Below are 14,305 nucleotides of genomic sequence, written 5' to 3'. Positions count from 1 at the left end.
AGTGAAAGGGGGATGACGGCATGGGGGGTCACGGCACCATCGAGTACCGGATAGACCGCCGCAGCGGCGTCTCCACCTATCTCCAGATCGTCCAGCAGACCAAGCAGGCCCTGCGCCTGGGCCTGCTGGAGCCCGGAGACAAACTGCCGACAGCCCGCGAGGTCGTCGAAGCGACCGCCATCAACCCGAACACCGTCCTCAAGGCCTACCGCGAGCTCGAGCGCGAAGGACTCGTCGAGGCCCGCCGCGGCCTCGGCACCTTCGTACGCAAGACGCTCGGCAACGCGGCCGCCGCGACCCCGGCCGACTCCCCGCTCAAGGCGGAGCTCACCGACTGGGTCGGGCGCGCCCGCGCCGGCGGTCTGGAGCGCGACGACGTGGCCGCACTGTTCGGCTCCGTACTGGACGAGATCTTCCCGAAGGGTGACCAGTGAGCACCACCAGCAGCACCCCTGCCATCGAGACCTCCGGCCTCGGCAAGCGCTACGGCCGGCACGCCGAGCCCGCCCTCGACGACTGCTCGTTCCTTCTCCCCGCGGGCCGCGTCAGCGCGCTCGTCGGCCCCAACGGGGCTGGAAAGTCAACGTTGTTGGCGATAGCGGCAGGCCTCCTTCGGCAGAGCTCCGGCACGATCGCCGTGCTGGGCGCGACGCCCGGCGAGAAGCGCGACCGTGTCTCGTACCTCTCCCAGGACAAGCCGCTGCACCCCCAGCTGTCCGTCGCGGACACGCTGCGGATGGGCGCGGAGCTCAACAAGGAACGCTGGGACGCGAGTTACGCCGCTTCGATCGTGGAGCAGGGCTCGCTCGACCCGAAGAAGAAGATCCGCCGCCTCTCCGGCGGCCAGCGCACCCGCGTCGCGCTCGCCCTCGCCCTCGGCAAGCGGCCCGAGCTGATGCTGCTCGACGAGCCGATGGCGGATCTGGACCCGCTGGCCCGCCACGAGCTGATGGGCACCCTGATGGCGGACGCCGCCGAACACGGCACGACCGTCCTGATGTCCTCGCACATCGTCACCGAACTCGCCGACGCCTGCGACCACTTGCTCCTCATGGGCGGCGGCCGCGTCCGGCTCGGCGGCGGCATCGACGACCTGACGACGGCGCACTCCCTGGTCACCGGCCGGGGCACGCTCGACGACCTCGCCGGCCACACGGTCATCGAGTCGCGCGCCACAGGCCGCGGCCTGACGGCGCTCGTACGCCGCGAGGGCCCGCTCGCCGACACCTGGGAGACGCAGGAGCCCTCGGTGGAGGAACTGCTCCTGGCCCATCTGCGCAACCCCGCGGCACCTGCCCTGATCACCCCGGGCACGACGGCCCGTACGCACTTCTCCACCACGGCGGTGTCCGCATGAGCACGGCGACCCTGAACAAGCCCACCACCGGGACGCCCCCGGTACGCCGCACCCTCCCCGGCGCCGACGGCCTGGTCTGGACGATGTCCCGGCTGCACCGCCCGGCCCTGTGGGTGTGGACCGCGTACACCGCCATCACCCTCGGCCTGCTGCTGTGGCTGTGGGGACCGGGCGCGAGTACCGCGCAGAAGGCGTTCGACACGTTCGGCTACGCGGGAACGCAGGACGACGCCTGGAAGGGCCTTGGCAACGGCCTGCCCCTGGTCGGATCCACGTTCAACACTCTCTTCTACGATCCGGCCACGATGATCTCCATCGCCGCCTGCGCGATCGCCGTCTTCGCGGCCGGACCGCTCATCGCCCGCGAACTGGAGTCGGGGACAGCCCAGTTGGCCTGGACCCAGTCCGTGACCCCGGCTCGCTGGCTGGCGGCGAAGCTGGCGCTGCCCGCGCTCCTGGTGACGGCGAGCACCGCCGTGATCGTCGTCCTGTACCGCGCCGTCTGGGACAGCAACAACCACCTCCTCCTCGCCGGCATCGGCCCGCGCGCCTTCAACTTCTCGATCGGTCCCGCGACCGTGGCGACCGCCCTGTTCGCCGTCGCGTTCGGCGTCCTGGTGGGCCTCGTCGTACGCCGTACGCTGCCCGCAGTCGTCGTCGCCGGGGTCACGCAGTACCTGGTGGGCGCGGCGCGCGGCAACAACTGGCCGTTCCAGGGCCTGCACCCGCAGCCCGAACTCCCCGTGCACAGCAAGGCGATCACGTCCACGGGCGCACAGATCTCCGACCCCGGCTGCTACCTCGACAAGGCCTGTCTGGCGAAGCACGACATCGTCGGCTTCACCCGCAGCTACCTCCCGTCCCCCGACTACTGGCCCCGCCAGCTCGCCGAGACGGGCATCCTCCTCGCCCTGACCGCGCTGGCCGTCGCCGCCGCCTTCCTGGTCCTGCGCCGCCACACGCCCCGAAGGAGCACCTCCGTATGAGTGCCACGTCTCTCTCCTCGCGGCCGGGCTCCCGCGTCAGCGGCCTGAACTGGACGGTGCTGCGTCTGCACCGCCTCGCGCTGTGGCTGTGGGTCGCGTACGTAGCCGTGACATCGGCGGTGCTGCTGTGGCTGGCGGGACCCGGCACCTCGGGTCTTGGCATCAAGGGCACGTGCAGCACGCTCGTCGCGAACGCCTGCACGGCCAAGGGCCCGACGGCGGACACGTACCACTCGCTGCTCTCCCTCACCGAGGCCTCGATCGGCTTCGTCCCCTTCGCCGCCGCCCTGTTCGCCGCGAGCACCCTGATCGGCCGCGAACTGGAGGCCGGGACGGCGCACCTCGCCTGGTCCCAGTCGGTCTCCCCGGCCCGCTGGCTGGCGGCGAAGCTCACCTACCCGGCGGCCTTCCTCGTCGCCGGTACGACGGTGCTCGTGCTCCTGCGTCGTCTGGTGGCCTCGGGCGCACCCGGCCTCACGGACAACCAGTGGCCCGTGAACAGCACCACCTACAACACCCTGGGCACGGTCGGCATCGCGCTGCCCCTGCTCGGTCTGGCGATCGGCGCGCTGTGCGCGTTCCTCCAGAAGCGCATGATCCCCGCCATGGGCCTGTCCTTCTTCGCGCTGCTGCTCGCGAGCGTCGTGGTCGGCTTTTCGCGCCCGTACCTCTGGCCCGTCAAGACGATCGTCAACCCCGTCGAGTACCCCGCGGTCGGCGGCGACGTCATCGACATCGGTGCGGTGACGGCCGGCGGGGCGCACATCGACGACCCGATCTGCACCGACGACAAGGCGTGCCTGGCGGCCCACAAGGTCGTCGGCTACTACGTCGACTACCACCCCAATACACACTTCTGGCCGCTCCAGCTGGTCGAGACGGGCCTCGTCCTGGCCCTGACCGCGCTCGTCACGGCGATCGCGTTCCGCATCCTGAAGCGCCGCGCCGCCCGGTAAGTCCGAAGAGACTGCCAAGGATTCCCAGGGGGACAGATCGACATGACCGACCTACTGATATCCAGCAGAGCCCACCGCACCTTCAACCTGCGTGGTCCGTACTGGGTCAGCGCCCGCACGAACCGCTTCACGCTGTGGACCATGTGCGTGCTGGCCGCAGGCATGGCGGCGGTGACGGTCCTGCGCAGGCTGATGGCAGCCTCGGCTGCCGGCGCCTTCGCGGCCACCGACTGCTCCGTCACGTATGTGACCAGAGGTTGCGGCGGCCGCGTCGGGGGCTTTCTCGACAGCGAGCTGGCCCTCGAGCACCAGCTCGCGTACGCAGGTCTCGGCCTGATCCTCCTGGCCTCTGCCGCCGCTGCCTTCGCCGCAGGCCCATTGACCGGCCGGGAGCTGGAGTCGGGAACATACAAGGTCATGTGGACCCAGTCCGTCACCCCCGCCCACTGGCTGAAGGCCCAGCTCGTCCCGCCCGCCGTGTTGGTGCTCGCCGCTTCCTCGGCGGTCTCCGGCATTGGCGCCTGGGCCGGCCACACCGGGCCGCACGGAAATTACCCGGTGCGCTGGCTGGAGGCGACCACCTTTTACGCGACGGGCACTCTCCCGGTCGCCTGCTCTCTGCTCGGCCTCGCCGTCGGCGCCCTGTCCGGGCTGTGGCTCGGCCGTGCCCTCCCTGCCGTGGTCCTCGCCGCACTCGCCGTACCGGGTTTCTGCCTGACGATCAGCAACGTCGACGGTGTGCTCCCCAGGGACTTCTGGATCCGCCAGCTCGCGGAGACCGGCATCGCCCTGGCCGCGGCCGCGCTCGTCATGGCGATCGCGTTCCGCATCCTGAAGCGCCGCGCCGCCGCGTAGGGAGGCAGGAGGGAGGTGTCGCCTCCCTGGGTCTCCGCAGGGCCCTCGGCCCATATCCCGCAGGCCATGTCCCCGTAACCCGTCATTCAGACGCGCTTGCGACGCTCACGGAATGCAACCCGCCGCCGCGCCCCACGACGGCTTCGCGCGGAACAATGGCTTCATGAGCCAGCAGCCCAGCGCAGAGGTCCCGCTCCAGCACGTCCAGCCGTCCGTCGGCTCCATAGCCGCGCACCGGCCGCAGACCGTCGCGTCCGTCGCGGCCACGGCTGCGGACCTGGAATCCGACATCGATGCCGACATGGACGGGTACGAGGAGGACGGGAGCGGCGCCGAGCTGCCCTCCGGCCGCTTCCTCGACCGGGAGCGCAGCTGGCTCGCGTTCAACGAACGCGTCCTGGAGCTCGCCGAGGATCCCGCCACGCCCCTCCTCGAACGGGCGAACTTCCTTGCGATTTTTGCCTCGAATCTCGATGAGTTCTTCATGGTCAGGGTGGCGGGCCTCAAGCGCCGTATCGCCACCGGCGTCGCCACCCGTTCCGCGTCCGGGCTGCAGCCCCGCGAGGTCCTCGACCTGATCTGGACCCGTTCGCGCGAGCTCATGGCCCGGCACGCCGCCTGCTACCAGCAGGACATCGCGCCCGCCCTCGCCGACGAGGGGATCCACCTCATCCGCTGGCCGGAGCTCACGGACAAGGAGCAGGCGCGGCTCTTCACGCTGTTCCGGGCGCAGATCTTCCCCGTCCTGACCCCCCTCGCCGTGGACCCCGCGCACCCCTTCCCGTACATCTCGGGCCTCTCGCTGAATCTCGCGGTCGTCGTACGGAATCCGGTCAGCGGCCACCGCCACTTCGCCCGCGTCAAGGTCCCGCCGCTGCTCAACCGCTTCCTGGAGGCCTCCCCCGAGCGGTACGTCCCCCTTGAGGACGTCATCGCCGCCCACCTCGAAGAGCTCTTCCCCGGGATGGAGGTCCTGGCGCACCACATGTTCCGGGTCACCCGCAACGAGGACCTCGAAGTCGAGGAGGACGACACCGAGAACCTCCTCCAGGCGCTGGAGAAGGAGCTCATGCGGCGCCGCTTCGGGCCGCCGGTGCGCCTGGAGGTCGAGGAGGACATCGATCCTTACGTACTCGACCTGCTGGTACGGGAGTTGAAGGTCAGCGACGCCGAGGTGTATCCGCTCCCCGGCCCCCTCGACCTCACCGGCCTCTTCGGCATCGGCGGTCTCGACCGGCCCGAGCTGAAGTACCCGAAGTTCGTGGCGGGCACCCACCGGGACCTCGCCGAGGTCGAGTCGTCGTCGGCGCCCGACATCTTCGCCGCCCTGCGCGAGCGCGACGTCCTCCTGCACCACCCGTACGACAGCTTCTCCACCTCCGTCCAGGCCTTCCTGGAGCAGGCGGCGTCCGACCCCGACGTGCTGGCCATCAAGCAGACCCTGTACCGCACTTCGGGCGATTCGCCGATAGTGGACGCCCTCATCGACGCCGCCGAGTCCGGCAAGCAGGTCCTCGTCCTCGTCGAGATCAAGGCCCGCTTCGACGAGCAGGCCAACATCAAGTGGGCGCGGAAGCTGGAGGAGGCGGGCTGCCACGTCGTATACGGCCTGGTCGGGCTGAAGACGCACTGCAAGCTCTCCCTCGTCGTACGGCAGGAGGGCGAGACCCTGCGCCGCTACTCCCATGTGGGCACCGGGAATTACCACCCCAAGACCGCCCGCCTGTACGAGGACCTCGGCCTGCTCACCGCCGACTCGCAGGTCGGCGCCGACCTCTCCGACCTCTTCAACCGCCTCTCCGGCTACTCCCGCCGCGAGACCTACCGCCGCCTCCTCGTCGCGCCCAAGTCGCTGCGCGACGGCCTGATCACCCGTATCAACAAGGAAGTTGCACACCACCGTGCAGGGCGCCCCGCCTATGTGCGCATCAAGTGCAACTCCCTCGTCGACGAGGCCACCATCGACGCCTGCTACCGCGCCGCGATGGCCGGAGTCCCCGTCGACATCTGGGTGCGCGGCATCTGCGCGGTGCGCCCCGGCGTCGCGGGCCTCTCCGAGAACATCAGGGTCCGCTCGATACTGGGCCGCTTCCTGGAGCACTCCCGCGTCTTCGCCTTCGGCAACGGCGGCGAGCCCGAAGTCTGGCTCGGCAGCGCCGACATGATGCACCGCAACCTCGACCGCCGGATCGAGGCGCTGGTCCGGGTCTCCGACCCCGCGCACCGGGCGGCCCTCAGCCGCCTCCTGGAAACCGGCATGTCCGACACGACCGCCTCCTGGCACCTGGGCCCCGACGGCAACTGGACCCGGCACAACACCGACGCCGACGGCCAACCGCTGCGCCACGTACAGGAGATGCTGATAGACGCCCGGAGGCGCCGACGTGCAACGCCCTAGCGCCGACACTCCCCCCACCACCGACACGGCGACGGCGGGCGCCCTGCTCTCCCGGTACCTCTGCGACCAGGCCGCCGAGTTCCTCCGGGCCCTGCGCGCCTCCCCCGAAGGCGGCGAGGAGGCAGCGCGCGACCTGCGCCGCCCCGCCCGCCGGATCAGCTCGACGCTGCACACCTTCCGTACGTTCCTCGACGCGGCCTGGGCCGACCAGCTCCGTACCGAACTCGCCTGGCTGTCCGGCACGTTGGCCCGCGAACACGCGTACACCGCCCGCCTGGCCCGCCTCCTCGAAGCCCTCGGCCGGCTCTCGGACGCCTCCGCCGAACCGGCCCTGTCCTCCATCGGCGCGGCCCGCGCGGGCGCCCTCCTGGAGCGCCAGCTGACCCTGGCCAGGACCCGGGCCCACTCGGCCGCCCTCCAGGCGCTCGGCTCCTCCCGTTTCCACGCGGTGGCGGACGCCGTGGCCTTACTGGCCTCGGAGGTCCCGCTCGCCCCCGCCGCCGACGCCCACGCCGCGGAGGTCCTGCCCTGCGCCGCCGAGTCCACGGAAGCCCGGCTCACCGAGGCCGTGGCGCTGCTCCCGCTGGGCAAGGCCGCACTCCCGTACAACGCCGAAGGCCTCAGCGACGCCCAGGACGCCCCCTGGCACACGGTCCGGCTGCTGCTGCGTCTGCACCGGTACGCCCATGAGGTGCTCTACGCGGACCTGGGCCCCGAGGACCAACCCGGCCCGGATTCAAGGGTGTTCGGAGCAGGCCAGGCCCTGGACCGCCACCGCGAGGCCTCCGAGGCCGCGGCCGCCGCCGCATCGGCCGCCCGTACGCCGAGGATCGCCCCGGCGACCGCGTACGCTCTCGGCGTCCTCCACGCGGACCAGCGGCACGAGGTCGAGGCTGCGAGGTACGCCTTCCAGCAGACCTGGCAGAGAGCAGCGGTGAGCGCCCCATGACGACCGGCTCATCCCGGGACCAAGACCGAGAGCGCGACCGAGAGCGCGACGCGAACGCGACCGTTCTCGCCGCCGGCTGCGTCCTGTGGCGCCGCTCCCCCCACGACGGCTGGCTGGAGATCTGCCTCGTCCACCGTCCGAAGTACGACGACTGGTCGCACCCCAAGGGGAAGCTGAAGCGCGGCGAGGACGCCCTCGCCGGCGCCCTGCGCGAGGTCCTCGAGGAGACGGGCCACCACTGCACCCCGGGCGCCCGCCTGCCCACCCTCCGGTACGTCGCCAATCACCGCCCCAAGAAGGTCACCTACTGGGCGGCCGAGGCGACCGGCGGCTCGTTCACGCCCAGCGACGAGGTCGACCGGATCATCTGGCTCTCCCCCCTCACCGCCCGCCACCGCCTCACCCACCCCAGGGACCGCGATCTGGTGGACGCGCTGGTCGCAGCGCTGCACAGCGCCTGATCCAGGCTGCCGCTCCACCGCGTACGGGACGCCACCGACGCCGATCCGAGACCGCACCGAGTCCGCACCGAGACCGTGCCGAAACCTCCCGGGGCCCGAACATTCGCCTCCGGCGCCGAACACCCGGTCGTACGGCGAGGTTCACCTTCCGTTCACTCTCCCCCGTCGGCCGCTTCACCTGATCTGTCTAATTTCGGCCTTACACGGTGAACGGCACCTCCGCCGCAACCGATCATCCCGTCGCACGCCGCCGTAGAAAAAACGGAACCACGGCGGCTCCTGGAAGGAACACCCGAAGTGAAGCTTCAGCGCAAGAACCGGCTCCGCGCCGCCGCGCTCGGCGCCATCGCCGTCTCCGGCGCCCTGGTCCTCACGGCGTGCGGTTCGGACAACAACAGCTCGACCGGTGGCAGCGGCGACAAGAGCACCAACGCCGCCAACTCCAACATCAAGTGCGACGGCGCCAAGGGCCAGCTCCTGGCATCCGGTTCCAGCGCGCAGAAGAACGCGATGGAGCTCTGGCAGAACGCGTACAACGCGGCCTGCAAGACCGCCACCATCAACTACAAGGGCTCCTCCTCCGGCGAGGGCATCGTCGCCTTCAACCAGGGCACGGTCGGCTTCGCCGGCTCCGACTCGGCGCTCAAGCCCGAAGAGGTCGCCGACTCGAAGAAGATCTGCAAGACCGGCCAGGGCATCAACCTCCCGATGGTCGGCGGCCCGATCGCGATCGGCTTCCACCTGGAGAACGTCGACAGCCTCGTGCTCGACGCCCCGACGCTCGCCAAGATCTTCGACACCAAGATCAAGAAGTGGAACGACCAGGCGATCGCCAAGCTGAACCCGGGCGTCAAGCTCCCGGACCTGGCGATCCAGCCCTTCCACCGCTCCGAGGACTCGGGCACCACGCAGAACCTCGGCAAGTACCTGAGCGCCACGGCCGCCTCCGACTGGAAGTACGAGCCCGAGAAGAAGTGGCCGGCCCCCGGTGGCCAGGCCGCGTCCGGCTCCGCGGGTGTCGCCACCCAGGTCAAGCAGGTCAACGGCGCGATCGGCTACTTCGAGCTGAGCTACGCCACCTCGCAGTCGATCTCCACCGTCAAGATCAACACCGGCGCCTCCGCCCCGGTCGAGGCGACCTCCGAGAACGCCTCGAAGGCGATCGCCGCCGCCAAGATCAAGGGCACCGGCAAGGACCTGGCGCTCGGCCTCGACTACACCACCAAGGCCGACGGCGCGTACCCGATCGTCCTGGTCACGTACGAGGTCGTCTGTGACACCGGCAACAAGGCCGACACCCTGGGCACGGTCAAGTCCTTCCTGACCTACACCGCGAGCGACGAGGGCCAGAAGCTCCTCTCGGGCGCCGGTTACGCCCCGATCCCGGCCGAGATCAACGCCAAGGTCCGGGAGACCGTCGCGGGTCTCTCCTAGGACCCCCGGCGGCGGCCGGTCAGCCACGACCACTGACCGGCCGCCGCCACCATCCGGTGCACCGCCGCCAGGGGAGCCCACCAAGCTCCCCCACACAGACCGGAAAGATCATGGCTATAACCACCGAAACCCCTCCGGCTCCGCCGGCACCCAGGAAGCGCGCCAGGCAGTCCACCGGCCGCGCGGGCGACAAGGTGTTCCTCGGCCTCTCCCGAGGCTCGGGCATCCTGATCCTGGTGCTCATGGCGTCGATCGCCGCCTTCCTCACCTACCGCTCCGTCCTCGCCATCTCCAAGGACGACACCAACTTCCTCACGACCTTCGACTGGGACCCGGCCAACGCCACCTTCGGCATCGCGGTCCTCCTCTTCGGCACGGTCGTGAGTTCGATCATCGCGATGGCCATCGCGGTCCCCGTGGCCGTCGGCATCGCGCTCTTCATCTCCCACTACGCACCCCGCAAGCTGGCCTCGCCGCTCGCGTACGTGGTGGACCTCCTCGCCGCGGTGCCCTCGATCATCTACGGCATCTGGGGCGCGCTCTTCCTGGTCCCGTACCTCGAAGGCACCAACCTCTGGCTCGACCAGTACATGGGCTGGACGTACGTCTTCGACAAGACCGAAGTCGGCGTCGCCCGCTCGATGTTCACGGTCGGCGTGCTGCTCGCGATCATGATCCTGCCGATCATCACCAGCGTCAGCCGCGAGGTCTTCCTCCAGGTCCCCCGGATCAACGAAGAGGCGGCCCTCGCCCTCGGCGCCACGCGCTGGGAGGTCATCCGCCTCTCGGTCCTGCCCTTCGGCCGCTCGGGCGTGATCTCCGCCTCGATGCTGGGCCTGGGCCGCGCACTCGGCGAGACGATGGCCGTCGCCACGGTCCTGTCGCCGAGCTTCCTGATCTCCGGCCATCTGCTCGACCCGGGCGGCGGCACCTTCGCCCAGAACATCGCGGCCAAGTTCGACGAGTCCAACCAGCTGGGCCGTGACGCGCTGATCGCCTCCGGCCTGGTGCTCTTCATCCTCACCCTGCTGGTCAACGGCGCGGCACGCATGATCATCGCCCGCCGCAAGGAGTACTCGGGGGCCAACGCATGAGCCACGCCGCTGTCCAGGACGTCGCCCCGGCCCCGGCCGCGCCCCACCAGTCCCTCGCCTCCAAGCGCCTCCCCCGCTGGGCCCCGACCGGCATCGCCGTGGTCGCGATCGCGCTCAGCATCGGCATCGGTTCCGCCGCGGGCTGGCACAGCAAGGTCCAGTGGGGCCTGATCGCGGCCCTGCTCTTCGTCGTCATCACGTACGCCGCCTCCACCGCGGTGGAGGGCAAGCGCCAGGCCAAGGACCGCATCGCGACCAGCCTCGTCTGGGTCTGCTTCATCCTCGCGGTGGTCCCGCTCGCCTCCCTCGTCTGGGAGACGGTCAGCCGTGGCACCAAGGTCCTCGACGTCAACTTCCTCACCCACTCGATGGCCGGGATCGCCAGCTTCGGGCCGGGCGGCGGCGTCTACCACGCCCTGATCGGCACCCTGGAGCAGGTCGGCATCGCCACCCTGATCTCCGTGCCGATCGGTCTGCTGACGGCCGTCTATCTGGTGGAGTACGGCAAGGGCGCGCTCGCCAGGGCCGTGACGTTCTTCGTGGACGTCATGACCGGCATCCCGTCCATCGTCGCCGGCCTCTTCATCCTCACCATCGTGCTGATGGCGGGCCTGAAGCCGGCGGGCTACCTCGGCTCGCTCGCCCTCACGATCCTGATGATCCCGGTCGTGGTCCGCTCCACCGAGGAGATGCTCAAGCTCGTACCGAACGAGCTGCGCGAGGCCTCCCTCGCCCTCGGCATCCCGAAGTGGCGCACGATCATCAAGGTGGTCATCCCGACCGCGATCGGCGGAATCACCACCGGTGTGATGCTCGCCATCGCCCGCATCGCCGGTGAGACCGCGCCGATCATGCTGCTCGTCTTCGGCAGCCAGATGATCAACTCCAACCCGTTCAAGGACCCTCAGTCCTCGCTCCCGTTCTACATCTGGGACCAGTACCGAGTGGGCAGCGAAGCTTCGTACGACCGCGCCTGGGCCGCCGCCCTGGTCCTGATCGCGTTCGTCATGATCCTCAATCTGGTGGCCCGCGGCATCGCCCGCTGGAAGGCCCCGAAAACCGGCCGCTGAGGCCACAAGGAAGTGAACTGACATGGCCAAGCGAATCGACGTATCGGGCCTGACCGCCTACTACAGCAACCACAAGGCCATCGAGGACATCTCGATGACCGTGGAGCCCCGCTCGGTGACCGCCTTCATCGGCCCGTCGGGCTGCGGGAAGTCGACCTTCCTGCGCACCCTCAACCGCATGCACGAGGTCACCCCCGGCGGCCGGGTCGAGGGCAAGGTCCTCCTCGACGACGAGAACCTCTACGGCTCCTCGATCGACCCCGTGACCGTACGCCGCACGGTGGGCATGGTCTTCCAGCGCCCGAACCCCTTCCCCACCATGTCGATCTTCGACAACGTGGCGGCGGGCCTGCGCCTCAACGGCAAGTACCGCAAGTCCGAGCTCAACGACGTCGTCGAGAAGTCCCTCAAGGGCGCCAACCTCTGGAACGAGGTCAAGGACCGCCTCAACAAGCCCGGCTCCGGCCTCTCCGGCGGCCAGCAGCAGCGCCTCTGCATCGCCCGCGCCATCGCGGTCGAGCCCCAGGTGCTCCTCATGGACGAGCCCTGCTCGGCGCTGGACCCGATCTCCACCCTCGCGATCGAGGACCTGATCGGGGAGCTCAAGGAGCGCTTCACGATCGTCATCGTGACGCACAACATGCAGCAGGCCGCCCGCGTCTCGGACCGCACGGCCTTCTTCAACCTCTCGGCGGTCGGCCAGCCCGGCCGGCTCATCGAGCTGGACGAGACCTCCCGGATCTTCTCCAACCCGTCCGTGCAGGCCACCGAGGACTACATCTCGGGCCGCTTCGGATAACCAGACTTGCGGTGCTGCATGGCGGTGCCACCGCAAGGCAAAGGGCCCGTCCCCCGGTGAGGGGGACGGGCCCATTTCCGTACGTACAGAACCTAGAAGACCAGCTGCACGACGAAGAAGCTGCCCGCAGCGACCAGCGCCGCGGCCGGCATCGTGATGCTGTGCCCACCCGGGGGTCAACCCCCGGACCCCCGGCCGAAGGCCCCACCGGGACCGGCCGGAGCCTAGAACACCAGCTGCACCACGAAGAAGCTCGCCGCAGCCACCAGCGCAGCCGCCGGCATCGTGATGAACCAGCCCATCACGATGTTCTTCGCGACGCCCCAGCGCACGGCCCGCGTCCCCTTGGTCGCGCCCACACCCATGATCGCCGAGGTGATGACGTGGGTCGTCGAGATCGGCGCGTGGAAAAGGTACGACGAGGCGAACATGATCGAGGCGCCGGTCGTCTCGGCGGCGAAGCCCTGCGGCGGGTCCAGCTCGATGATCTTGCGGCCGAGGGTGCGCATGATGCGCCAGCCGCCCGCGTACGTACCCAGCGAGAGCATCGCCGCACAGGCCAGCTTGACCCAGATCGGGATCTCGTCGCCGTAGCTCTCGTCGCCCGAGATGACCAGGGCCATCATCACGATGCCCATCGTCTTCTGGGCGTCCTGCAGACCGTGGCCGAGCGCCATGCCGGCGGCCGAGACGGTCTGGGCGATGCGGAAGCCGCGCTTGGCCTTGTGCGGGTTGGACTTCCGGAACATCCACAGGATGGCGACCATCACCAGATAACCGACCACCAGACCGACGAGCGGCGAGGTCAGCATCGGGATGACGATCTTGTCGAGCACGCCCGACCAGTAGACGGTGGTGCCGCCCGCCAGAGCCGCGCCCACCATGCCGCCGAACAGGGCGTGCGAGGAGGACGAGGGCAGCCCGAAGTACCAGGTGATCAGGTTCCAGATGATCGCGCCGACCAGCGCCGCGAAGAGGATCCCCATCCCCTTCTGGCCCGTGGGCGTGGCGATGAGCCCCTCGCTGACGGTCTTGGCGACACCGCTGCCGAGGAAGGCACCGGCCAGGTTCATCACCGCGGCCATCGCCAGCGCCGCCCGGGGCGTGAGCGCCCGGGTGGAGACGGAGGTGGCGATGGCGTTCGCGGAGTCGTGGAAGCCGTTCGTGTACGTGAATCCGAGCGCGACACCGATGGTCACGATCAGGGAGAAGGTGTCCACCGGGTTCAGGACTCCTTGACCGCGATGGTCTCCACCGTGTTCGCGACGTGCTCGAACGCGTCGGCAGCCTCTTCGAGTACGTCCACGATCTGCTTCAGCTTCAGCACCTCCATGGCGTCGTACTTGCCGTTGAAGAGCTGGGCCAGCAGCTTGCGGTGGATCTGGTCGGCCTGGTTCTCGAGGCGGTTGACCTCGATCCAGTACTCGGTGAGGTTGTCCATGGTCCGCAGGTTCGGCATGGCCTCGGCGGTCAGAACGGCCGCCCGCGCCAGTACCTCGACCTGCTGCTCGACACCCTTGGGCAGCTCCTCGACGTTGTAGAGGACGACAAGGTCGACGGCCTCTTCCATGAAGTCCATGATGTCGTCGAGCGACGAGGCCAGGTTGTAGATGTCCTCGCGGTCGAACGGCGTGATGAAGGAGGAGTTGAGCTGGTGGAAGACGGCGTGGGTGGCATCGTCCCCCGCGTGCTCCGCTGCCCGCATCCGCTCCGCGATCTCGACCCGGGCGGGGGCGTCCGCACCGAGCAGTTCCATGAGGAGCTTGGAGCCCGTGACAATGTTGTCCGCTGATGCGGCGAACATGTCGTAGAAGCTCGTCTCCCGGGGGGTCAGACGAAAGCGCACGTGGGGTCCTCAGGGTGCTCTGGATTCGGTCAGGCTGATGCTAGGCGCATCATCCGGCCACGGCTAACCGGCGAGCACCCAGTGTCGCCCATGAGGCACA

Annotated in this window: 14 protein-coding genes; 12 read left to right on the top strand and 2 right to left on the bottom strand. The window is 69.4% G+C overall.

Going from position 1 to position 14,305, the window contains the following annotated elements; genetic code table 11:
* The first annotated feature begins 20 nt into the window (after positions 1–20).
* From OG707_RS21025 to pstB, 12 genes are all read left to right on the top strand, one after another.
* Positions 21–434 carry a GntR family transcriptional regulator gene (locus tag OG707_RS21025; protein ID WP_329120519.1) on the top strand — a complete coding sequence of 138 codons (414 nt, stop codon included), beginning with the start codon at positions 21–23 and terminating at the stop codon, positions 432–434.
* A complete protein-coding gene (locus OG707_RS21020) occupies positions 431–1,357 on the top strand; it encodes an ABC transporter ATP-binding protein (protein ID WP_329120517.1) in 927 nt (308 codons plus the stop codon). Before OG707_RS21025 ends, OG707_RS21020 begins: the two co-directional genes overlap by 4 nt.
* Positions 1,354–2,343, top strand: coding sequence for a hypothetical protein (locus OG707_RS21015; protein WP_329120516.1), 990 nt, complete (start codon positions 1,354–1,356; stop codon positions 2,341–2,343). Before OG707_RS21020 ends, OG707_RS21015 begins: the two co-directional genes overlap by 4 nt.
* Positions 2,340–3,299, top strand: coding sequence for an ABC transporter permease (locus OG707_RS21010; RefSeq protein WP_329120514.1), 960 nt, complete (start codon positions 2,340–2,342; stop codon positions 3,297–3,299). Before OG707_RS21015 ends, OG707_RS21010 begins: the two co-directional genes overlap by 4 nt.
* Positions 3,300–3,341: 42 nt before the next feature.
* A complete protein-coding gene (locus OG707_RS21005) occupies positions 3,342–4,154 on the top strand; it encodes a hypothetical protein (protein WP_329120513.1) in 813 nt (270 codons plus the stop codon).
* 163 nt (positions 4,155–4,317) lie between these two features.
* Positions 4,318–6,552 (top strand): RNA degradosome polyphosphate kinase, encoded by a 2,235-nt coding sequence (locus OG707_RS21000; RefSeq protein ID WP_329120511.1) that lies wholly within the window; start codon positions 4,318–4,320, stop codon positions 6,550–6,552.
* The gene (locus OG707_RS20995) at positions 6,539–7,501 is read left to right on the top strand and encodes a CHAD domain-containing protein (protein WP_329120509.1); all 963 of its coding nucleotides are present in this window, start codon (positions 6,539–6,541) and stop codon (positions 7,499–7,501) included. Before OG707_RS21000 ends, OG707_RS20995 begins: the two co-directional genes overlap by 14 nt.
* Positions 7,498–7,962, top strand: coding sequence for an NUDIX hydrolase (locus OG707_RS20990; RefSeq protein ID WP_329120507.1), 465 nt, complete (start codon positions 7,498–7,500; stop codon positions 7,960–7,962). Before OG707_RS20995 ends, OG707_RS20990 begins: the two co-directional genes overlap by 4 nt.
* Before the next feature lie 297 nt (positions 7,963–8,259).
* Positions 8,260–9,396, top strand: a complete 1,137-nt coding sequence (gene pstS, locus OG707_RS20985; protein WP_329120505.1) for a phosphate ABC transporter substrate-binding protein PstS — start codon at positions 8,260–8,262, stop codon at positions 9,394–9,396.
* A 110-nt stretch (positions 9,397–9,506) separates the two neighbouring features.
* Positions 9,507–10,490: a phosphate ABC transporter permease subunit PstC gene (gene pstC, locus OG707_RS20980; protein ID WP_329120503.1), complete on the top strand. Its 984-nt coding sequence runs from the start codon at positions 9,507–9,509 to the stop codon at positions 10,488–10,490.
* Positions 10,487–11,560, top strand: coding sequence for a phosphate ABC transporter permease PstA (gene pstA / locus OG707_RS20975; RefSeq protein WP_329120501.1), 1,074 nt, complete (start codon positions 10,487–10,489; stop codon positions 11,558–11,560). The genes pstC and pstA overlap by 4 nt, the downstream gene beginning before the upstream one ends.
* Positions 11,561–11,582: 22 nt before the next feature.
* Positions 11,583–12,359 (top strand): phosphate ABC transporter ATP-binding protein PstB, encoded by a 777-nt coding sequence (gene pstB, locus OG707_RS20970; RefSeq protein ID WP_329120499.1) that lies wholly within the window; start codon positions 11,583–11,585, stop codon positions 12,357–12,359.
* Between the two features lie 224 nt (positions 12,360–12,583).
* Here pstB and OG707_RS20965 read toward each other — a convergent pair whose 3' ends face one another.
* Positions 12,584–13,579 (bottom strand): inorganic phosphate transporter, encoded by a 996-nt coding sequence (locus OG707_RS20965; RefSeq protein WP_329120497.1) that lies wholly within the window; start codon positions 13,577–13,579, stop codon positions 12,584–12,586.
* 5 nt (positions 13,580–13,584) lie between these two features.
* Positions 13,585–14,205: a DUF47 domain-containing protein gene (locus OG707_RS20960; RefSeq protein ID WP_329120495.1), complete on the bottom strand. Its 621-nt coding sequence runs from the start codon at positions 14,203–14,205 to the stop codon at positions 13,585–13,587.
* Between the last annotated feature and the right edge of the window lie 100 nt (positions 14,206–14,305).

It is taken from the genome of Streptomyces sp. NBC_01465 (assembly GCF_036227325.1).
Taxonomy (GTDB): Bacteria; Actinomycetota; Actinomycetes; order Streptomycetales; family Streptomycetaceae; genus Streptomyces.
The sequence above is the reverse complement of the archived record's forward strand: the minus strand, read 5'-3'. Positions and strand labels throughout refer to the sequence as shown.